The 21030-nt window shown below is 64.3% G+C and carries 16 protein-coding genes; 8 read left to right on the plus strand and 8 right to left on the minus strand.

Annotation, left to right across the window (positions count from 1 at the left end):
• Positions 1-13: 13 nt before the first annotated feature.
• Positions 14-520: a M48 metallopeptidase family protein gene (locus tag AC1Z32_RS28350; RefSeq protein WP_483482157.1), complete on the minus strand. Its 507-nt coding sequence runs from the start codon at positions 518-520 to the stop codon at positions 14-16.
• Between the two features lie 259 nt (positions 521-779).
• On the opposite strand from AC1Z32_RS28350, the gene AC1Z32_RS28355 reads away from it, so the two are divergent.
• Positions 780-1295 carry a metal-dependent hydrolase gene (locus tag AC1Z32_RS28355; RefSeq protein ID WP_483482158.1) on the plus strand — a complete coding sequence of 172 codons (516 nt, stop codon included), beginning with the start codon at positions 780-782 and terminating at the stop codon, positions 1293-1295.
• Positions 1296-1321: 26 nt separating this feature from the next.
• Complete coding sequence (locus AC1Z32_RS28360; protein ID WP_483482159.1) at positions 1322-1828, plus strand: LEA/WHy family protein; 507 nt, start codon at positions 1322-1324, stop codon at positions 1826-1828.
• Here AC1Z32_RS28360 and AC1Z32_RS28365 read toward each other — a convergent pair.
• Positions 1825-2250 (minus strand): cupin domain-containing protein, encoded by a 426-nt coding sequence (locus AC1Z32_RS28365; protein ID WP_483482160.1) that lies wholly within the window; start codon positions 2248-2250, stop codon positions 1825-1827. The genes AC1Z32_RS28360 and AC1Z32_RS28365 overlap by 4 nt on opposite strands.
• Before the next feature lie 226 nt (positions 2251-2476).
• Between AC1Z32_RS28365 and AC1Z32_RS28370 the strand changes: the two genes are divergently transcribed.
• The 5 genes from AC1Z32_RS28370 to AC1Z32_RS28390 all read left to right on the plus strand — a co-directional run bounded on the left by AC1Z32_RS28370 (position 2477) and on the right by AC1Z32_RS28390 (position 11067).
• A complete protein-coding gene (locus AC1Z32_RS28370; RefSeq protein ID WP_483482161.1) occupies positions 2477-7342 on the plus strand; it encodes an NAD-glutamate dehydrogenase in 4866 nt (1621 codons plus the stop codon).
• A 177-nt stretch (positions 7343-7519) separates the two neighbouring features.
• Positions 7520-8197, plus strand: a complete 678-nt coding sequence (locus tag AC1Z32_RS28375) for a CsgG/HfaB family protein (protein WP_483482162.1) — start codon at positions 7520-7522, stop codon at positions 8195-8197.
• Positions 8198-8224: 27 nt separating this feature from the next.
• Positions 8225-8584 carry a DUF4810 domain-containing protein gene (locus tag AC1Z32_RS28380; protein WP_483483336.1) on the plus strand — a complete coding sequence of 120 codons (360 nt, stop codon included), beginning with the start codon at positions 8225-8227 and terminating at the stop codon, positions 8582-8584.
• A 9-nt stretch (positions 8585-8593) separates the two neighbouring features.
• Positions 8594-9268, plus strand: coding sequence for a DUF799 domain-containing protein (locus AC1Z32_RS28385; protein ID WP_483482163.1), 675 nt, complete (start codon positions 8594-8596; stop codon positions 9266-9268).
• A gap of 410 nt (positions 9269-9678) precedes the next feature.
• The gene (locus AC1Z32_RS28390; protein ID WP_483482164.1) at positions 9679-11067 is read left to right on the plus strand and encodes an FAD-binding oxidoreductase; all 1389 of its coding nucleotides are present in this window, start codon (positions 9679-9681) and stop codon (positions 11065-11067) included.
• Positions 11068-11118: 51 nt separating this feature from the next.
• On the opposite strand, the gene AC1Z32_RS28395 is transcribed toward AC1Z32_RS28390, so the two are convergent.
• The 3 genes from AC1Z32_RS28395 to AC1Z32_RS28405 form a co-directional block, all read right to left on the minus strand.
• Positions 11119-11475, minus strand: coding sequence for a host attachment protein (locus tag AC1Z32_RS28395; RefSeq protein ID WP_483482165.1), 357 nt, complete (start codon positions 11473-11475; stop codon positions 11119-11121).
• A 145-nt stretch (positions 11476-11620) separates the two neighbouring features.
• Positions 11621-13117, minus strand: coding sequence for a succinyl-CoA:acetate CoA-transferase ScpC (scpC, locus tag AC1Z32_RS28400; RefSeq protein ID WP_483482166.1), 1497 nt, complete (start codon positions 13115-13117; stop codon positions 11621-11623).
• Positions 13118-13386: 269 nt separating this feature from the next.
• Positions 13387-15498, minus strand: coding sequence for an FUSC family protein (locus AC1Z32_RS28405; RefSeq protein WP_483482167.1), 2112 nt, complete (start codon positions 15496-15498; stop codon positions 13387-13389).
• A gap of 133 nt (positions 15499-15631) precedes the next feature.
• Between AC1Z32_RS28405 and AC1Z32_RS28410 the strand changes: the two genes are divergently transcribed.
• On the plus strand, positions 15632-16591 hold the full coding sequence (locus AC1Z32_RS28410; RefSeq protein ID WP_483482168.1) for a LysR family transcriptional regulator: 960 nt from the start codon (positions 15632-15634) through the stop codon (positions 16589-16591).
• A 1-nt stretch (position 16592) separates the two neighbouring features.
• Here AC1Z32_RS28410 and AC1Z32_RS28415 read toward each other — a convergent pair whose 3' ends face one another.
• The 3 genes from AC1Z32_RS28415 to AC1Z32_RS28425 all read right to left on the minus strand — a co-directional run bounded on the left by AC1Z32_RS28415 (position 16593) and on the right by AC1Z32_RS28425 (position 20991).
• Positions 16593-17276: a Fe2+-dependent dioxygenase gene (locus AC1Z32_RS28415; RefSeq protein ID WP_483482169.1), complete on the minus strand. Its 684-nt coding sequence runs from the start codon at positions 17274-17276 to the stop codon at positions 16593-16595.
• Between the two features lie 50 nt (positions 17277-17326).
• Complete coding sequence (locus AC1Z32_RS28420; RefSeq protein ID WP_483482170.1) at positions 17327-19585, minus strand: TonB-dependent receptor; 2259 nt, start codon at positions 19583-19585, stop codon at positions 17327-17329.
• A 452-nt stretch (positions 19586-20037) separates the two neighbouring features.
• Positions 20038-20991 (minus strand): LysR family transcriptional regulator, encoded by a 954-nt coding sequence (locus AC1Z32_RS28425; RefSeq protein WP_483482171.1) that lies wholly within the window; start codon positions 20989-20991, stop codon positions 20038-20040.
• Between the last annotated feature and the right edge of the window lie 39 nt (positions 20992-21030).

Consider the following 21030-nt stretch of genomic DNA (forward strand, 5'->3'; position numbering starts at 1 on the left):
AATGCAGCGACGCTCACGCCGCCTTCGTGCGAAGCAGATCGCGATGCGTGAGATAAAGCCGCAAGTCGAATTCGATCTGATGGTAGCCCGGCTGCATCAGCTCACAGAGACGATAGAACGCCTTGTTGTGATCGCTTTCCTTCAGATGCGCGAGCTCGTGCACGACGATCATCCGAAGAAACTCGGGCGCGGTGTCCCTGAATAGCGAGGCGATGCGGATTTCCTTCTTCGCCTTGAGCTTCGCGCCCTGCACACGCGAGATCGCGGTGTGCAGGCCGAGTGCGTGACGCAGCACGTCGAGCTTGCTGTCGTAGAAGACCTTGTCGATCGCGGGCGCGACGCGCAGGAATTCCTGCTTCAGGTCTGAGCAATATGCGTAAAGCGCGCGGTCGGACTGCACCGCGTGTTTGTTCGGATAGCGCGCGTCGAGATACGCGCCCAACTGTTGCTGGGCGATCAGTCGGCGCACCTTGTCCTGTAGCGTGTTCGGGTAAGCGCTCAGGTATTTCAGGTGTTGCATGACGGCCGGATTCGATAAATACGTTCAATGCCTGAATGCGCAGGCGGGCGTGGGGCGCGTCGGGCGGCGTCCGCAGCGTTAATTGCGCAGCAATCTAGCAATCATTTTAGACAACGCGGCGCCGCCTCGCCGCCGATGTGATCACAAGCGTGTTTCGGCCCGCGCAATTCCGTAAGTTTATGTATCAGCCCGGCCCTCATTGCCGGCGCCGTGCGAACATTGCGCGCTTTCCAGGCAAGGCGACAAGGCAGGCTTCTTCATGGCATCGAGCAAGGCGCATCACGCGACCGGATGGGCGGCGGGCATCATCGCGGCGGCCGTCGTGACGCATCCGGTCAGCGCGGCGGGCCCGGACATGCTCTCGGGCGTGCTCGCGCTCTTCGCGGGCGTCGTCGGCGCGACCGCGCCCGACTGGCTCGAAGTCGCGTGGTGGACGCGCGCGCGCAAGCTCTGGATCACGCATCGCACGCTCACGCATTGGGGCGTCGGCTGGGCTGCGCTGCTCGCGCTTTCGTATCATTTTCTCGGGCGCCATCCGGCGGCGCCCATCGCGTTCGGCTTCGCGTGCGGCGGGCTCATGCATCTCTTCGCGGACTGGCCGAATCCGCTCGGCGTGCCGTGGATCGTCGCGCGTCATTCGCTCAATCTGTGGAGGAGCGGACGTTGCGATCTGATCATCGTGGCGGCTGCGTGGGGCGCGGCGCTTTTCGTTATCGACGATGTCTGGTTTCATCATGTCTATGGCCGCATGCTGCTGAACGCGCTGCGCATCTAGCACGCCATCCGGGGAGTCACGTTCTCATGCAATCGAATCACACGCGCCGCCGCTTTGTTCTTCGCTTCGTTCTTCTCTCTGCCGCCTTGCCCGCGATGCTGGCGCTCGATGGCTGCGCGGGGTTCTTCAACCGCGATGCGATGCGCGTGAGCGTCGCGGGCATCGAGCCGCTCGAAGGGCAGGGCCTCGAATTGCGCTTCGCGGTGAAGCTGCGTGTGCAGAATCCGAACGACGCGCCGATCGACTTCGACGGCGTCGCGCTCGATCTCGACCTGAACGGCCACGCGTTCGGCAGCGGCGTGAGCGATCAGCGCGGCTCCGTGCCGCGCTTCGGCGAGATCGTGCTGTCCGTGCCGGTGACGGTGTCGGCGTTGTCGATCGCGCGCCAGGCGTTCGGCTTCGCGAGCGGCGATACCGTCAATAAGGTCTCGTACGCGGTGCGCGGCAAGCTCGCGGGCGGCGCGTTCGGCGGCGCGCGCTTTGCGGACACCGGCTACGTCGATCTTCCCGGCATGGGCGCTTCCGGCTTCTAGGGCGCTGACGCTTCCAGCGGATCGTAGGGCACGACGCGCTCCGCCTCGTTCGCGTCGTTGCGCGCGACCACGGCGCGCGCCGGCTCCGTCGCGCTCAGATTGAACGGCTGATGCGGCACGCCCGGCGGAATGAACAGAAAGTCGCCGGGCTCGCTCACGACCGATTCCGTCAGTCCCGGCCCGTAACGCGTTTCGACGCGCCCTTCCAGCACGTAGAGGCCGGTCTCGTAGCCTACGTGAACATGCGGCTCGCCGTGTCCACCGGGCGGCACGACGACGAGATGCATCGACAGGCCGCGCGCCCCCGCCGTGGCCGCCGACAGCCCGATGAAATAGGGCAGACGCTGAACCGTCGCGATCTCCGCTTTGGGCCGCACCGCGACGACCGTCTGCTGCGCTGTCTCTTCCGGGGTGTCCTGCATGGCGGTTCCTCCATCGGCTTCATGCGCCGTTTTTCGACGATAGCCGAAACCCGATGTCGCGCAAAGGTCACGCGGCGCGGCTACCGTACGGGGACGCGCAATGCACGTTCGTTGTGCAAGCGCACATGACCGGCGCGCGGCTAAATGCCCGGCCCGGCGCATAATCTCCATGAACGCGAAGAGCGGGCCGCAACGGCATCGCAACCGAAAGCCTCGGGAGGACACCATGCTGGTCAAGAACGAAGCGCGGGTAGAACAGCTCATCAACGATCTCCTGGACTTCGCGCGGGGGCGATTGCCGGAACCCGCGTTCAAGGTGATCGAGCCGCTTCTTCGCTATTACTACGAGCAGGTCGACGTCGAAGACATTGCGAGCCGCGACGTCGCCGATCTCTACGGCGCCGCGATGGCGCACTGGCAGACGGCGCAGAAATTCGTGCGCGGGCGCGAGGTGCTGCGCGTCTATAACCCGAATCTGGAGCAGCACGGCTGGCATTCGGATCACACCGTCGTCGAGATCGTCAACGACGACATGCCGTTTCTCGTCGATTCCGTGACGATGGAGCTCAACCGGCTCGGCCTCGCGCTGCATTCGGCGATTCATCCGGTGTTTCGCGTATGGCGTGCCGGCAAGGGCGCGCATTCGGGCGAGATCGAGCGCATCGGGCAGGGCCACAGCGAAGCGGGCGACACGCATTCCGAGCTCGAATCGTTCATCCATTTCGAAGTGGACCGTTGCAGCGACGCCGAGCGTCTCGAAGAAGTGCGCGACAACATCGCACGCGTGCTCGGCGACGTGCGCGCGGCGGTCGAGGACTGGCCGAAGGTCACCGAGGCGGCGCGCATCTCGATCGGCGATCTGAAGACGCGCGACACCACGCCCGATGGCATCGAGTCCCGCGCGTTCCTCGAATGGATGGTGGAGGATCATTTCACCTTCCTCGGCTGCCGCGACTACGACCTCGTCGAGCACGAAGGCGGCTTTGCGTTGCGCGGCGTGCCGGGCTCGGGCATGGGCATTCTGCGCGAGACCTTGCGTGCCCCGGCCGCCGGCGACGTGACGCCGCTGCCGCCGGGCGCGGCCGCGATCATCGAGGGCGCGGCGCCTATCTTTCTGACGAAGGCCAATTCGCGCGCGACGGTGCATCGGCCGGGCTATCTCGACTATGTCGGTGTGAAGCGCACGTCGCCCGACGGCAAGGTGACCGGCGAGCGTCGCTTTCTCGGGCTCTATACGTCGACGGCGTATCTCGTGCCGACCTCCGAGATTCCGATCGTGCGGCGCAAGTGCGCGAACATCGTGCGGCGCGCGGGCTTCCTCGCGAAAGGGCATCTGGCGAAGTCGCTCATCTCGGTGCTGGAGCAGTATCCGCGCGACGAGCTGTTCCAGGCCGACGAAGACGTGCTCTTCGATATCGCGATCGGCGTGCTGCGTCTGCAGGAACATCAGCGCACGCGGCTCTTCGTGCGGCGCGACCGCTTCGACCGCTTCGTGTCGTGCCTCGTCTTCGTGCCGCGCGACAAGTTCAATACCGATCTGCGCCGCCGCATCAGCCGTGTGCTGATGGAGGCGTTCAACGGCAAGAGCATCGAGTTCACGCCGCTTTTGTCCGAGTCGCCGCTCGCGCGCATTCATATCGTCGTGCGTGCCGACCGGGGCGCGATGCCCGAGGTCGATACGCGCGAGCTCGAAGCGCGCATCGTGCAGGTCGCGCGGCGCTGGCAGGACGATCTCGCCGATGCGCTCATCGACAGTCATGGCGAGGAAGCGGGCAATCGCCTGTTGCAGCGTTATGCCGATTCCTTCCCGGCGGGCTATCGCGAAGACTATCCGGCGCGCACGGCGGTACGCGACATCGAGCTGATCGAAGCGACGCATACGCAGCCGGGCGGCCTCTCGATGAGTCTCTACAGGCCGATCGAAGCCGGGCGGCGCGCGTTCCGCTTCAAGGTGTATCGCGCCGGCGATCCGATCGCGCTTTCGCACAGCTTGCCGATGCTCGAACATCTCGGCGTGCGCGTCGATGAAGAACGGCCGTATCTGATCGAGCCGACCGGCGCGCCGAACGCGTGGATTCACGATTTCGGCCTTGAATTGCAGGACGATGTCGAGTTCGATATCGATCGCGTGAAGCCGCTCTTCGAGAACGCGTTCGCGGCCGTATGGTCGGGCGAAATCGAGAACGACGACTACAACCGCCTCGTGCTGCGCGCACAGTTCGGCGCGCGCGACGTGACGATCATGCGCGCGTACGCGAAGTATCTGCGCCAGGTCGGCTCGACCTTCAGCGACGCGTATATCGAGCGCGCGCTGATCGGCAATCCGCTGATCGCGAAGAAGCTGCTGCAACTCTTCATGGTGCGTTTCGATCCGGCGCGCGGCGGATCGATGGAAGATCGCGATGCGGTGGCGGAGCGCGTGCTCGCCGATATCGAAGGCGCGCTCGATCAGGTGCCGAACCTCGATGAAGACCGCATCCTGCGCCAGTTCCTCGGCGTCATCACGGCGACGGTGCGCACCAATCACTTTCATCGCGATGCGAGCGGCCAGCCGCGTCCGTATGTGTCGTTCAAGCTGGACCCTTCGAAGGTGCCGGGTCTGCCCGAGCCCAAGCCGATGTTCGAGATCTGGGTCTATGCGCCGCGCGTGGAAGGCGTGCATTTGCGCGGCGGACGCGTCGCGCGCGGCGGGCTGCGCTGGTCGGACAGGCGCGAGGACTTCCGCACTGAAGTGCTCGGTCTCATGAAGGCGCAGATGGTGAAGAACACGGTGATCGTGCCGGTGGGATCGAAGGGCGGCTTCGTCGTGAAGAATCCGCCGCCGGTGACGGACCGCGAGGCGTTTCTCACGGAAGGCGTCGCGTGCTATCAGATGTTCCTGCGCGGCCTGCTCGATGTGACCGACAACCGCACGCCAGACGGCATCGTGCCGCCGCCCGATGTCGTGCGCCATGATCCCGACGATCCTTATCTTGTTGTCGCGGCGGACAAGGGCACCGCGACGTTCTCCGATTACGCGAATGCCATCGCGCACGAATACGGTTTCTGGCTCGACGACGCGTTCGCGTCCGGCGGCTCGGTCGGTTACGACCACAAGAAGATGGGCATCACCGCGCGCGGCGCTTGGGAATCGGTGAAGCGTCATTTCCGCGAGATGAACTTCGACACGCAGACGACCGATTTCACCGTTGTCGGCATCGGCGACATGTCCGGCGACGTGTTCGGCAACGGCATGCTGCTGTCGCGTCATATCAAACTGATCGCCGCGTTCGATCATCGGCATGTGTTTCTCGATCCTTCGCCCGATACGGAAAAGAGCTTCGAGGAGCGCGCGCGGCTCTTCGCATTGCCGCGCTCCAGTTGGGCCGACTACGATGCCGCGCTCATCTCGACGGGCGGCGGCGTCTATCCGCGCACCGCGAAGTCGATTCCGATCTCGCCGCAGGTGCAGGCGGCGCTCGGCATCAGCACGGCGACGCTCGCGCCGAACGAACTCATTCGCGCGATCCTGCTCGCCGAAGCGGACCTGCTCTACAACGGCGGCGTGGGCACGTATGTGAAATCGAGCGCGGAGACGCATCAACAGGTCGGCGACCGCACCAATGACGGTGTGCGCGTGAACGGCGCGGAACTGCGCGTGAAGGTCGTCGCGGAAGGCGGCAATCTGGGCCTCACGCAACTGGGGCGCATCGAGTTCGCGCAGCATGGCGGGCGCATCAACACCGATGCAATCGATAACTCCGCGGGCGTCGACTGCTCCGATCACGAGGTCAACATCAAGATCCTGCTCGGCCTCGTCGTCGCGGATGGCGAGATGACCGAGAAGCAACGCAACGCGCTGCTCGCCGAGATGACCGATGAAGTCGGCCTGCTCGTGCTGAAGGACAACTACGCGCAGACGCAGGCGCTCTCCATCGCGAAGCGCCATGAAGCGGAGACGCTCGATGCCGAGGCGCGCATGATGCGCTTCCTCGAGCGCGCCGGGCGCCTGAAGCGCAGGATCGAGTTCCTGCCGTCCGATGACGAGATCACCGAGCGCGCGGCGGCGAAATCCGGACTCACGTCGCCGGAGCGCGCGGTGCTGCTCGCGTACGGCAAGATGTGGCTCTACGACGAGCTGCTCGACTCCGACGTGCCGGAAGACGCGCTCGTCGCCGACATGCTGCCCGAGTATTTTCCGAAGCCTTTGCAACAGCGCTACAGCGACACGATGCAGCGCCATCCGCTGAAGCGTGAAATTCTCGCGACGCATCTGACGAATGCGCTCGTGAATCGCGTGGGCTGCACGTTCGTGCACCGGCTGATGGAAGAGACCGATGCGCGCCCGAGCGATATCGTGCGCGCGGCGCTGATGGCGCGCGATGTCTTCGACCTCGACGATCTGTGGCACAGCATCGACGCGCTCGACAATATCGTCGCCGATGAAGCGCAGGCGCGCATGTTCGTCGATGTCGTGCGTTTGCTCGACGACACGTCGCTCTGGTTCCTGCGTCATCTGAAGCACAACGGGTCGGGCACGCACGAGGCGAAAGGCCTGCTCGCGCGCTGCCGCGAGGCGGCGCAACGGCTCGCGCCGCAGTTGCCGGCGCTGCTGCCCGCGACCCAGCTCGACGCGTGGTATGGGCGCCGGCGCGAGCTGGAGGACGCGGGCGTCGAAAGCAGTCTCGCGGCGCGCGTCGCGAGCGGCGAGATCGCGACTGCCGTGCTCGACAGCGCGGAAGTGGCAGCGTGCTCGGGGCGCAGCCTCGAACTCGTCGCGAGCGTGTACTTCGGCATCGGCACGCTGCTCGATTATCGCGGCATCGCCGAGCGGGCGATGGCGCTGCCGATCACGACACACTGGGACCTGCTCGCGCGCGCCGCGGCGATGGAGGAGCTTGCGCGGCTCAAGCGCGCGCTGACCGTCAGCGCGCTCGAACAGTCGCGCGGCATCGATGCGCCCGATGTGATCGTCGAAAGCTGGCGCGCGAAGCGGGAGGCGGCGATCGATCGCTATACGCGTCTGCTGGCGGAATTGCGGGCAAGCGGCGGAGCGAGCCTCTCGATGTTGCTCGTGGTCGTGCGCGAGATGGCGGTGCTGGAGCGGGCGTGACCGGCTCCGCGTCGACGGAACTCGACGGTGACGACGCGGACTCGATCTTCCGCCGTCACCGATCGAATTTTAGGAATTCTCTTTGGTCTCCAGTTTGAAAATTGCCAAATAATCGTCGATTTTCAAAATCACTGTCATACGACAGGCGATTTTGAAGTTCGACGGTAAAGGCAATCAATGAAACTAGAAAAAGGCCGTATGACCATCGTCATCGCCTCTGTTGCAGCGATGTTGAGCGGATGCGCGACCGAAGCGTCGCGCGCGCTGGCGGTACCGGAAGTCGCGAGCGCCCAGAAGCCCTTCGCGGGCAAATCCGTGCCGGTCGCGATCGGCAAGTTCGACAATCATTCGAGCTATATGCGGGGCGTGTTTTCGGATGGCGTCGATCGTCTCGGCGGCCAGGCGAAGACCATTCTCATCACCGACTTGCAGCAGAGCCGGCGTTTTACCGTGCTGGATCGTGACAATTTGAGCGAAACGAAACAGGAAGCCGGCTTTTCCAGCAAGGCGCAGGCCATCCGGGGCGCGAATTACGTCATTACGGGCGATGTCACGGAGTTCGGCCGCAAAGAAGTCGGCGACCATGAGCTGTTCGGCATTCTCGGGCGCGGAAAGACGCAGGTGGCCTACGCGAAGGTCAGTCTGAATATCGTCGATACGACCACGTCCGAGGTGGTGACATCGAGCCAGGGTGCCGGCGAGTACAGCTTGTCGAGCCGCGAAGTGATCGGCTTCGGCGGCACTTCGAGCTATGACTCCACGCTCAACGGCAAGGTGCTCGACCTGGCCATCAGCGAAGCGGTCAATCACCTGGCCGAGAAGGTCGACGCGGGCGCGCTGCAAGTCGCACGCTAATTCACTCACTCTCATCCGAAGAACATGATCACGAAGAATTTCCGGCTGGCCAGCCTCGCGCTGCCGGTCGCGGTGGCGTGCGCGCTGCTCACGGGCTGTGCCACCAAGACCCCGTCGCTCTATCAATGGGACGGCTATCAGCCTCAGGTCTACGAGTATTTCAAGGCACAAAAGGGTGCGGAAGATCAGATCGCTGCACTCGAGACGGCGCGCGAGAAGATCACCGCGAAGAACGGAGCGTTGCCGCCCGGATTCCGGGCTCATCTGGGCACGTTGTACGCAAGCGTCGGCAAGGGCGCCGAGGCGCGTCAGCAATTGACCGAAGAGAAGGCGCAGTTTCCCGAATCTTCCGCCTATATGGATTTCCTGTTGAGCAAACTTCAGTAAGCACCGACCATGACCTTCAATATTTCCCGCAAACTCCTCGCGGTGCTGTCGGTTGTCGTGGCCCTGACGGCATGCGCTTCGCGTTCGCCGACCCAGACCGACCACACCGCATTTCGCAACAGCAAGCCGAGCTCGATTCTCGTTCTCCCGCCGATCAACGACACGAACGAAGTCGGCGCAACCTACGGCATGCTGTCCCAGATGACGATGCCGCTCGCCGAAGGCGGCTACTACGTCGTGCCGGTCGCCGAGATGGAGGAGACGTTCAGGCATAACGGCCTGACGACGCCTAACGACATCCAGAGCGTTGCGCCCGACAAGCTGCGCAGCATCTTCGGCGCGGACGCGGCCTTGTACACAAAGATCACCAGGTACGGCTCGTCGTATCGGCTCATCGCGACCACGACCGAGGTTGCGGCGGAAGCCCGGCTGGTCGATCTGCGCTCGGGCGAGACACTGTGGAGCGGTTCTGCGAAGGCGAACGGCGGCGAGGTCGGCAACGATTTCAGCGTGGGCGGAGGGCTCGTCACGGCGCTCGTGCAAACGGCGGTCAAGCATGCCGTCAATGTCACCACGGACAAGTCGTGGACCGTCGCGGGACTGACCAGTGCGCGTTTGCTGGCGACGGGCGGATCGAACGGTCTGTTGTATGGTCCGCGCTCGCCGAACTACGGCAAGGACTGATCGATACGGATCGCACGAAGCATCAGCGCGCCGGCTCTCCGGCGCGTTTTTTTTTTGCGCTTCTTAAGCAGAAGTTTCCTTAATTAATTTGCATTAAATGAGGAATACATATAAAGCGAATGAAACGCTGCATGCACTAATCCATCACATCGGCAACTTTGTCCGATACATGCTAGATCACGTGCACGATTTCACTGGTCAGCCCCTTTACATCCCGTAAACCGAGGCATTAAATCAGTGAGCGGACCGATGCGTCCGCTATCGCAATTCTTCCCCGCCCTCGCGTCTCCCAGGTGTGCATCCGATCGACACGCCACGCGTGATCCGACGGCGGGTTCCGTGCGCTTTCGCCGTACCAGCTGGCAGGGTCGGGCACGTCGCGGCGCTCTATCTAGCAGCGAGGTCTCACAATGATCAACATCTCAGGCGAAGCGATCGACACCCTCAAGGCGTCGGTGAGAGGCAAGGTGATCTCACCGTCGGATGCCGACTACGACGAAGCACGCAAGGTCTGGAACGCGACCATCGACCGGCGCCCCGCGCTGATCGTGCGTTGCGCGGGCACCGCCGACGTGATGGGCGCGCTCGCGTTCGCGCGCGCGAACGGCCTTCTGGTTTCGATTCGCGGCGGGTCCCACAATATCGCGGGCAGCGCGGTCAGCGATGACGCATTGATGATCGATCTCTCCGCGCTGAAATCCGTGCGTATCGATCCGGAAGCGAAGCGCGCCTATGTCGAGCCCGGCGCGCTGCTCTCCGACTTCGATCACGAAGCGCAGGCGTTCGGCCTCGCCACGCCGCTTGGCATCAACTCGACGACGGGCGTCGCGGGCCTCACGCTCGGCGGCGGCTTCGGCTGGATCAGCCGCAAGTTCGGCGTGACGGTCGACAATCTCGTCGCGGCTCAGATCGTCACGGCGGATGGCAAATGGCGGCGCGTGAGTGCGGACAGCGAGCCCGATCTCTTCTGGGCGTTGCGCGGCGGCGGCGGCAATTTCGGCGTCGTCACGCTCTTCGAATATCAACTGCACGAAGTCGGGCCGCAGATCTATGGCGGACTCGTCGTGTATCCGCTCGAGCAGGCGGATGCAGTGCTGCCGAAGTATCGCGAGTTCGTCGCGCAAAGCCCCGACGAACTGACGGTGTGGGCCGTGCTGCGTCTCGCGCCGCCGTTGCCGTTCCTGCCCGCGGAGGTGCACGGCAAGCCGGTCGTCGTGCTCGCGAGCTGCTATATCGGCCCGGTAGAAAACGGCGAGAGGGCGCTTGCGCCGGTGCGCGCGTTCGGCACGCCCTACGGCGAGCACCTCGGGCCGATGCCCTTCGCCGCATGGCAAAAGGCCTTCGATCCGCTGCTCACGCCCGGAGAGCGCAACTACTGGAAGTCGCATAACTTCGCGACGCTGAACGACGAAACATTCGATATCCTGACGAATGCGGTGAGGTCGCTACCATCGACGCAGTGCGAGGTCTTCATCGGCGCAATGGGCGGGCAGACGAACCGCGTGCCCGTCGATGCGACGGCGTACGCGAATCGCGATTCCATCTACACGATCAACATTCACGGCCGATGGAGCGATGCCGCCGACGACGAGCAGTGCACGAAGTGGGCGCGCGACATGTTCGCCGCGATGACGCCGCATGCGCTCGGCAGCGTCTATGTGAACTTCATGACAGGCGAGGAAGGCGATCGGGTGAGGGCGGCGTATGGCCCGAACTACGAGCGGCTCGCCGAAGTGAAGCGGCGCTATGATCCGGACAACGTGTTCCGCAGCAATCAGAACATCATGCCCGCGGCGTGACGCGTGGCGCGCCGCTTCCGTGGCGGAAGCGGCGCGCCGGCAAGAGTGGATTCAAGGCCGGTCGAGATGACGGCGAATATCGCGCGTGTCCATGTTGGACACGTCGTTGCTGACTTCCTCGTAGACGAGCTTGCGCGTTTCGCTGCTCAGATGATCTCGCAGCAGGCCGAGAAACTTTGGCTCGACCGCGAGGCGCAAGCGATCGAATCGTCGATGCAGGCGGCTGTGTTCCAGAAACTCGGCGACGGTTCTCGCGAACTTCTCACGGTCCTTGTCCGCCGATTCCGCCGTGCGCGGCGCCGGGTTCCTGAGGTCTTCGACCTGCCGCAAATCGAGCTTCAATCCTTCCGTCTCGAAGATCCGGGCGCGGCTGCCGTCGGCGGCAAGAACCCAGGTGATGGCGGTCATGGTGCTCCTCCTGTTCGCCAGCCCAAGCGGGCTCCCGCCATTGTGCGCCTAATCTCCCGGTAACGGCTTCGTTCTCGCGCGCCATTCGCTTTCGCGGCGCAGCATGGCCCGCGCGCGATCATGTCGAAGCAGCATCAGGGCAACATCAGGGCAGCATCGATCCGCTCGCCGCAAAGCGCGTGTGGAACGAAAACGCCTGATCCAGACGATGCGGTGTGTGTCCGCCGAACGCTGCTGCATCGCGGTAATAGTCGCGCAGCAAATCGCGGTACATCGGATGCGCGCAATTCTGGATCACGTTCATTGCGCGTTCGCGCGGCGCGAGGCCGGTGAGATTGGCGAGCCCGCGCTCCGTCACGACGATATCCACATCGTGCTCGTTGTGATCGCAATGCGGCACCATCGGGACGATGCTCGAAATGCGTCCATCCTTCGCGATCGATTTCGTCGCGAAGATCGCATAGGCCGCGTTGCGCGCGAAATCGCCCGAGCCGCCGATGCCGTTCATCATGTGCGTGCCGCCCACATGCGTCGAATTCACGTTGCCGTAAATGTCCGCCTCGAGCGCCGTGTTGATCGCGATGAGACCGAGCCGGCGAATCGCTTCGGGATGGTTGCTCACCTCCTGCGGCCGCAATACGAGCCGGTCGCGATAGCGATCGATCTCGCGGAACACCTGCGCCTGCCGCTCCGCGGACAAAGTGATCGATGCGCCCGATGCGAACGTCGCCTTGCCGGAATCGAGCAGATCGAAGGTCGAGTCCTGGAGCACTTCCGAATAGATCGTCAGCGCTTCGAAGGGCGACGCCGCGAAGCCCGAGAGCACCGCATTGGCGATCGTGCCGATGCCCGCCTGCAGCGGCGGCAATTGCTTCGGAAGGCGTGCGCGCGACACTTCATGCTGAAAGAACTCGATCAGATGCCCCGCGATGAGCGCCGTTTCCTGATCCGCGGGCAACACGGTGGATGCGCTGTCCGGCGTGTCGGTGATGACGATCGCGGCGATCTTCTCGATGGGAATCTCGATGGCCGTCTCGCCGATCCTGTCATGCGCGCGCAAGATCGGAAGCGGCTCGCGCTGCGGCCGGCGCTCGGGAATCCAGATGTCGTGCAGGCCTTCGAGCGCGAGCGGCTGCGCCAGATTGATCTCGACGATCACGCGCTCGGCGAGGATCGCGAAGCTCGCCGAATTGCCGACGGAGGTCGTGGGCACGATGCCGCCCGTCTCCGTGATCGCGGCGGCTTCGATGATCGCGATATCGAGTTTGCCTAGCCGGTTCGCGCGCAGGAACTCGACGGTCTCCGACAGATGCTGGTCGACGAACATCACCTCGCCGCGATTGATCGCGCGGCGCAAGGTCGTATCGACCTGAAAGGGCAGGCGCCGCGCGAGCACGCCCGCTTCGGTCATGATGCGGTCGGTGTCATGTCCGAGCGATGCGCCCGTCATCAGCGTGATGCGCAACGGGTCGCTCTCCTCGCGGGCGCGGCGGGCGATTTCGAGCGGCACGGCCTTCGCGTCGCCCGCGCGCGTGAAGCCGCTCGCGCCGACGGTCATGCCGTCGCACACGAGCCGCGCCGCGTCGGCGGCCGAGGTGATTTTCCCGCGCAGGGCGGCACAGCGAATACGGTCTTCGTACATTGACATCTCCACGAACGCTTTCAGGCTCAATCGGGCCGGCGATTATAGGAAGCACTCGCGCCTTCGAAGCCGCGGCATTGCAAGACATTGTTCCAATGCCGCGCAAACTTGCGCTTCATCTAATTCGATGCAGGTTTCACGCATGGCATCGTGCGGCAAATGGGCGCGAATCAAGGGCCGCGCGGTGCTATGCGAACTATATGGCGCGTGCTTGCGCGGATTAATCGCCGCGCCAGGAAGGCACATTTCCATTCCGGGAAAGGATGCGTTCAGCGATGCGCATCGAAAGGCGCATCGGGATCGACGAGCGCGGTGCGGATGAAATGCAGGCACGCGAGCACGCGCTGCATGTCGTGCCTTGCGTCGCGCTCGTCGCGCACGGCGTCGAGCATGCTTTCGGCGATGAGGATCGACGCGACGACCGAACCGATCGCGCGACGCAGCGTCTCGCTGTCCGGTGCGCGGAACAGCACGGCGATATCGCGCAACACGCGCGCGAGCGACGTGCTCCACGCGATGCGCAATGCATCGGCGAAGCGCTGTGCAGGCAACGCGCGTGATTCGCGGCGCAGATCGATCATTGCCTGTCCCACTTCGAGCGTGACGAGCATCCACGAAAGCGCCTGCCGGTGTTCGCGCGAGCGGCGCGTGAGCAGGCCGCGCAGTTGCGACATCAGATCGTGCGTGCCCGAATGAAAGCGCTCGCCGAGCCCCGCGAGCTTGCCTTCGCAGGCGAGCGCGGCCTGGGTCCGCAGTTCCGCGAGCGTCTTGCCGACGAGCCACGCCGTGCGCGGCGGCACGATGACCGCGCAGGCGATGGCCGCGGCGAGCATCGCGACGACAACGGCGATGCCATTGTTCAAGAGCAGGCCCGGATCGTAGACGATGCGGTTGTCGGGCGCGGCGAGCAGACAGAAGAACACGCAAAAGCCGATGCCGTATCCGGCGGCGGCCGGGCGCATCGCGAGAAAGGCGCCTGCCGCCAGCGGCGGCGCGAGCACCGCGCACAGGAGCGCGAAGCCGTCGATGGCGGGATAGACATGGCACAGGAAGACGTAGCCCGTCACGACCGCGCCCGCCGCGCCCGCGGCCATCTGCGCGATGAACTTCGACGGCCGCGCCGATGCCGATGACAACGCGCAGGCGAGCGTCGCGCCGATCACGGCATAGCCGCCGCTCGGCCACGCGGTGACGATCCAGAACCACGCGGTCGCCGCGATCACGCTGCCCGTGCGCGCGAAGGTCGCTGCAATGACGAAGCGGTTGGTCTTCGCTTCATATCGCGACGGCGCGCGATCGTTCGACGCTTCGCCATTCGCGATCGACAGATAACGCATCGTATCGTCGACGAAGCGGTACAGCAGCTCGCCCGACGTCGTGAAATCGAGTTGCGTCGCGTGATCCGTGCTCGCGAGACTGCGTTGCGCGTCGCGCACGCGCCTCGGCAGCGTCGCCTTGTAGCGCGCCAGATGGGCATGCGGCGAGTCATGTTCGAAGATGCGCGCGAGCTCGTCGAGGAAGGGCGCGAGCGCATCGTGCGCGCATTGCGTGTGGTCCGATCGCAGGCGCTTGACCGACTGATCGAGCGCATGAAGGCGCGCGCAGGCATCCATGAACGCGCTGTTCAGTTGCGCGAGCGTGCCGTTGCCCTGACGCATCGCGGGCGACTCGTAGGCTGCGATGCCGCGCGTCGCTTCGAAGCCGACGATCTCATCGACGAAATCGGCGAAGCGGCGCTCACGCGCGATGCGCGAGAGACGCCCGCGCAACACGCCCGCCGCGAACGCCGCGAAGTCCGTCTGGCGCTGCGCGAGCGATTGCACGAGCGTCGCGCTTGCATGACGCGGGAACACGAGCGCGCTCACGACGCTCGAGCACACGATCCCGAGCATGACTTCCGCGCCGCGCGTGAGCGTCGCGATCAGCAAGTTATTCGGATCGGTGACGGCGGGAATGCCGATGAGCGCCGCCGTATAGCCCGCGAGCACGAAGCCATACCAGCGGAACTGGCGATAACGCACTGCGAGCGCGGTGCACGCGGCGACCCATAGGGTCAGGGCGAGCACATAGAGCTCGGTCTGCTGCACGAACACCGCGCCCAACACGAGCGCGGCCAGCATGCCGAGCGCCGTGCCCGCGAAACGGTAGACGCTCTTGGCGAGCACCATGCCGGAGAAGGGCTGCATCAGCACGAAGGTGGTCGTCATCGCGACACGCGGCTGCGGCAGTTCGAGCCGCATCGCGATGCCCATCGCGAGGAATGCGGCAAGCAGTGTCTTCGCGAGATGAAGCCAGATGTGGCCATCGGTGGCGAGCCAGTCGCGTATCGACACGCGTGCTTCCAGGAACGACATGCAGTCCGCCGACAGGCTCCTCATCATGAAGGCGCCGATTGTAGGCAACCCGTTCACGGCGATTAATGAGGGAATTCGGGAACATTCTTTCCGGATTCAACAACAATCGCCCCCCGGAAAAGTCGGACAATGACGCTTCCGAAGTATTTGTGACTGTTTGATGGATACCCTACAGAACATGCGGGTCTTCACTCGCGTGATCGAAGCTGGCAGCTTCACGGCTGCGGCTCAGTCGATGAACTCGACGACCGGCGCGATGTCGCGCGCCGTCTCTGAACTGGAAGCCCATTTGCGCACGCGCCTGATGAACCGCTCGACGCGGCGTCTCGCGCTCACATCGGCGGGCGAGCGCTACCTGAAGCGCGTGCGGCAGATTCTCGCCGACATCGACGGCGCGGAAGAGGAAGCGAGCTGCGCGCATGAACATCCGTCGGGCACGCTGCGCATGTTCAGCTTCGCGAGCGTGGGCCAGCATTACATCCTGCCGGCCATCGCGCGGTATCGCGCGCTGTATCCCGATGTCAAGGTCGAGCTGACGCTTTCCCAGCGCATGCCCGATCTCTTCGAAGGCAGCAGCGACGTGGCCGTGGTCTCGGCGAGCGCATTGTCGGATTCGGAAGTCATTTCGCACAAGCTCGGCGAAACCTTCAGCATTCTGTGCGCATCGCCGGAGTATCTGCGCTCGCGGGGCGCGCCCGAAGAAACCGCCGATCTCGCGCAGCACGATTGCCTCACCTTGCAGACGCCCGCGTTTCCCGCGCGCGAATGGACGCTCGAAGGCCCCGAAGGGCGCGAGACGCTGCAGATCAGCGGGCCGGTGCAGGTGAATATCGCGGAGTCGCTCGTCGTGGCGATTCGCGAAGGCATGGGCATCGGCATGTTGCCCTTGTATGCGGCGATCGAAGGCTTGCGCAACGGCTCGCTCGTGCGCGTGCTGCCGAATCACACGCTGCAGCGCACGAACCTCTATGCGCTCTATGCGTCGCGCAAGTTCGTCGATGCGAAGACGCGCACGTGGGTTGAGTTTCTGCGCGCGCATCTGCCGGACGTGATCGCGCGCGACGAAGCCCTGCTTGCCGAAGTGGGCAAGGCCAAGCCGAACGTCCTGCGCGTCGCGTGAATCACGTATCGCTCCACATGCGCAGCAGGTTGTGATAGCAGCCGACGAGTGAGCGCTTCGCGGCTTCGTCGCCGTTGGTGGCGTTGAGGCGCTGGATCGAGTTGTCGAGATCGAAGAGCAGGGCGCGCTGAGTATCATCGCGCACGAGGCTTTGCACCCAGAAGAAACTCGACACCCGCGCGCCGCGCGTGACGGGCCGCACCTGATGCAGGCTCGTGGCGGGATAAACGATCGCATGCCCGGCGGGCAGCTTCACTTCCTGCACGCCGTAGGTATCTTCGATGATGAGCTCGCCGCCGTCATAGTCCTCGGGCGGCGTGAGAAAGAGCGTGACCGAGACATCGGTGCGCACGCGCGCGCCGTGACCGGGCACGATGCGGATCGCGCCATCTACATGACTGCCGAAATGCATGCCGCCTTCATAGCGGTTGAAGAGCGGCGGATACACGCGATTGGGCAGCACCGCGCTGATGAATAGCGGATGGCGCTCCAGCGCGCCGATGATCGCATCGCCCAGTTCCTGCGCGATCGGCGAGCCTTCCGCGATCTGCATGTTGCGCTTGACCGGCGCGCCCTGATAGCCCGCGGTAGCGCGGCCATCGACCCAGGAGTCGCTGGCTTCGAGACGCGCGCGCATGGCGGCGGTGTCTTCGGGGCTCAGCACGTTCGGTATCGAGAGGATCATTGTTATTGCCTTCGCGCGCGCCATGTATCACGGCGCGCGCTCATTTCACATCAACGGAAGCGGTAGTTCAACGTCGCGAGGAACGTGCGGCCGAGGCCCGGCACCGCGCGTCCGCCATCCGACGGAATCAGTGCGTCGTAGTACTTCTTGTCCGTCATGTTCAGCACGTTGAGCTGGATATCGTAGCGCTTCTGATGATACGCGGCCATCACGTCCCAGCGCACGTAGCCGCCCACTTCGACCAGATTGTTGTTCGCCGCATAGCGCGACGACACGTACGTCGGCCCGCCGCCGATCTGCCACGCCGGCGTGAAGTCGTAGGTCGTCCACAGCGTGAGCATGTGATGCGGCGTGTTCGCGAGCTGGTTGCCGGTGGTGCCGTCGAACGCCTTCTGCACCGTGCCGTCCATGTACGTGTAGCCGCCGAACATCTGCCATTGCCGCGTGATGTGGCCCGCGACGCCCAGCTGATAGCCGCGCACGCGCACGTCGCCGTCGAGCGTGTACTCGCCCGTGGATGTCTGCGTGCGCGCGTTGGTCTTGTCGATGTTGAAGAGCGACTGCGTCACCGAAAGCCCGCCGTTCAGCAGATCCCACTTGGAGCCGATCTCATACGAGCGGTTGTGCTCGGGCGGCGTGTTCTGCTGGCCGTTGGTGAGCGTGAGCGCTTCGAGCGACGGATTGAACGACGTGCCATACGACACGTAGTACGACTGCCAGTCCGTCGGCTGCCACACCACGCCGGTGCGCACGCTCGTGAAGTAGTTCGTCTGCGTCGCGTAGCCGGGCGCGTTGATCGAGTTGTGGATCGACGCCTCGTAGCGGTCCCAGCGCACGCCGCCGATCCACTTCCAGTGCTCGCCGATCGAGATCGTATCGTTCAAGTAGATGCCGATGCCGTTCGCGCTCGATTCCGCGAGATTGGTCGCCACTTCACGATAGTTCGACGGACGCGGCACATAAGGCGGATTGACGAGCGGCACGATCGCGAGCGTGTTCGACGGCAGGCCCGGCGTGGTCGCGGTGAAGGTCTGGTTGCTGTACGTCTCGTGACTCAGATCGACGCCGAAGAGCATGTCGTGCTTCAGGAGACCCGTCGCGAACTTGCCCTGGAAGTCGGTCGTGTTGTAGACCGAGTGATCGTTGATGTTGCGGTCCTTGCCTTGCAGCCGCACATAGAGCGACGTGAGCGGCAGCGTCGTGTAGTTGCCGTTCGAGAGCGCGGGCGAGGTGCCGAGCGGCCCCGTCAATACGGCCGCCGGGTTGGTCGCGCGCGCCTCGGTGCTGTAGTGGCTGAACTGCGTCTGGTTGCGCAGCGTGAACATGTCGTTGAAGCGGTGCTCCACGCGCGCGTTCACGGTCTGCACGTCCTGGATCGTGCGGTCGTCGGTGAAGCCGTAGAAGGTCTTCGTGTCGACGGGCGCGGGATGGCCGTTCAGCGGCGGAATGCCGTAGTCGGGCTGATCGCGGTTGTGCTGGATCAGCGCGGACAGCGTCACCTGCGTCGGCGTACCGATGCCGAACTTCACTTCCGGCGCGATGCCGTAATCCTTGTTGTGCATCTCGTCGCGCGTCGAGCCGAGCGACTGGCCGAACGCGTTGATGCGGAACGCGGAGGTGTCCGTCATCGGCTGATTGATGTCGACCGTCGTGCGATAGCGGTCGTGCGTGCCCGCCTGCAGCGAGACATCGGCGCGCGGCTTGAGGTTCGGCTGCTTGCTGACCTGATTGATGACGCCGCCCGTCGAGCCGCGTCCGAAGTACAGCGACGACGGGCCGTAGAGCACGTCGATCGATTCGAGATTGAACGTATCGCGATAGTACTGGCCGCGGTCGCGGAAGCCGTCGAGATAGATGTCCGTGCGCGCCGAGAAGCCGCGCAAGTTGATGTTGTTGCCGATCTGCCCGCCTTCGGCCGCGCCGATCGTGACGCCCGGGACATTGCGCAGCGCGTCGGTGAACGAGCTCACGCCCTGCGAATTCAGCACTGCCTTCGGCACGACGACGACCGCCTGCGGGATATCGCGCAGCGCCGTCGGCACCTTGGCGCCGACGCTCGACATTTCGGGCTGGAAATCAGGCGCGTCGGCCTGGCCCGTTACCTTGACGGCGGGCAGGGCGGCGGTTTCGGGTGCGGTGGCGGCGGGAGCGCCGTCGGCGGGAGCCGCTTGCGCGACTTGAGATGCGGAAGGAGCGTTCTGCGATGCGGCTTGCGTGGACTGCGGTGCGGTTTGGGCGTAGAGCGGCGCGGCCATGGGGACCGCGGCAATAGTCACCAATGCCGCTGCGAGCGGCGTTTTCCTCAACATTTCGTTTTTATCCCGATGCTTGTTAGTGAAATCCGAATCGGCAGCGAAGCGGGTTTTCGTCTACCGAAAGTGATCGAACAGCGATCAAAGCGGAGCGGGCGGCAGCGCCCTGAACCTGACAGCGCATCCAGTCGCGCCGAGCCTGATTGAAACGGGCTATCGGCGCAATTGTATTAAATGCGAATCAGTATCATTACACGTCTCAGAAACATTTGGAAATAAACATTGCAGAAGACGGGTCTTTTTCCCGACGAGCGTGACGTCCGCGCAACGAAACAATGTGTGGAAAATGCGGATTTCGGCGCAGGCCGCGATGCGCGCCGAGGACTGTGTGACAACGGTTTGGAGGGAGATACCCGGCTCGCGCGCTGGTCGCGTGGACTCAAACCGCATCCATTGCGGACAAAAAGTGGCGGATCACTATTGCGCCGTGCCGACGCACGCGGCTGGCCTCAGAACCCGCCGACGCCGGATGTGACGAGCGCATAAGGACCGCTCGTCAATTGCTGACGCAGGAAATCGATGCACACGCGGATCTTCGCCGAATGCGACGAGCGCGCCGAGGTCACCGCCCACACATCGGCGCGCTGGCGGTAAGCGGGCAGCACGGGCACGAGCGTCCCGTTCTGCAGGCTCGACGCGACATCCCAGATCGATCCCATCACGATGCCGAAGCCATCCTCGGCCCATTGGCGCACGATGTCGCTGTGGTTCGACGCGATCGGCCCCGTCACCTTGACGCTTTCCTCGCCGCCCGGCCCGGCGAGCCGCCAGACGCCGAAGCGCTGATCGCGTCCGCGAAAGAGCAGGCAATCGTGCTGTGCGAGTTCGGCGAGCGTCTTGGGCGCGCCGCGGCGCTCGAGATACGCGGGCGCGGCCGCGAGCACGCGAAAACTTTCGACGATCTTGTGCGCGATCAGATGCGGCTCCTGCACTTCACCGACGCGAATGTCGATATCGAAGTTCTCGCCGACGAGATCCACGCGCCGGTCGAGCAGTTCGAGCCAGATCTCGAGCCCCGGATGACGGCGCCGCAGCAAGGTGAGCGCCGGCGACACATGCTCCCGCCCGAGCCGCAGGCTCGTGCCGATGCGCAACAGCCCGCGCGGATCGTCGAGGCCGGAAAACGCGTCGGCCATGCCTTGCACGTCGTCGAGAATCTTTTGCGCCCACTGGAAGGCCGCTTCGCCGTCGCTCGTGATGGACACGCGGCGCGTCGTGCGCATGAAGAGCTTCACGCCGAGACTCGTCTCCAGCATCGCGATGCGCTTGCTGACGTGCGCCGGCGAAATGCCGGTTTCGGTGGCGGCCGCGATGAAGCTCGAACGCCGCGCGACGATGCAGAAGAGCTGAAGGTCGCGCAGGAATTGATCGTTGTTCGCGACGAGCGCGCTTTGTGTTTTCATTCGGCTGATCTTGCTCGTGTGCCCGCTTGCGGCCGTGGC

The organism is Caballeronia sp. 11_S32 (assembly GCF_056930355.1).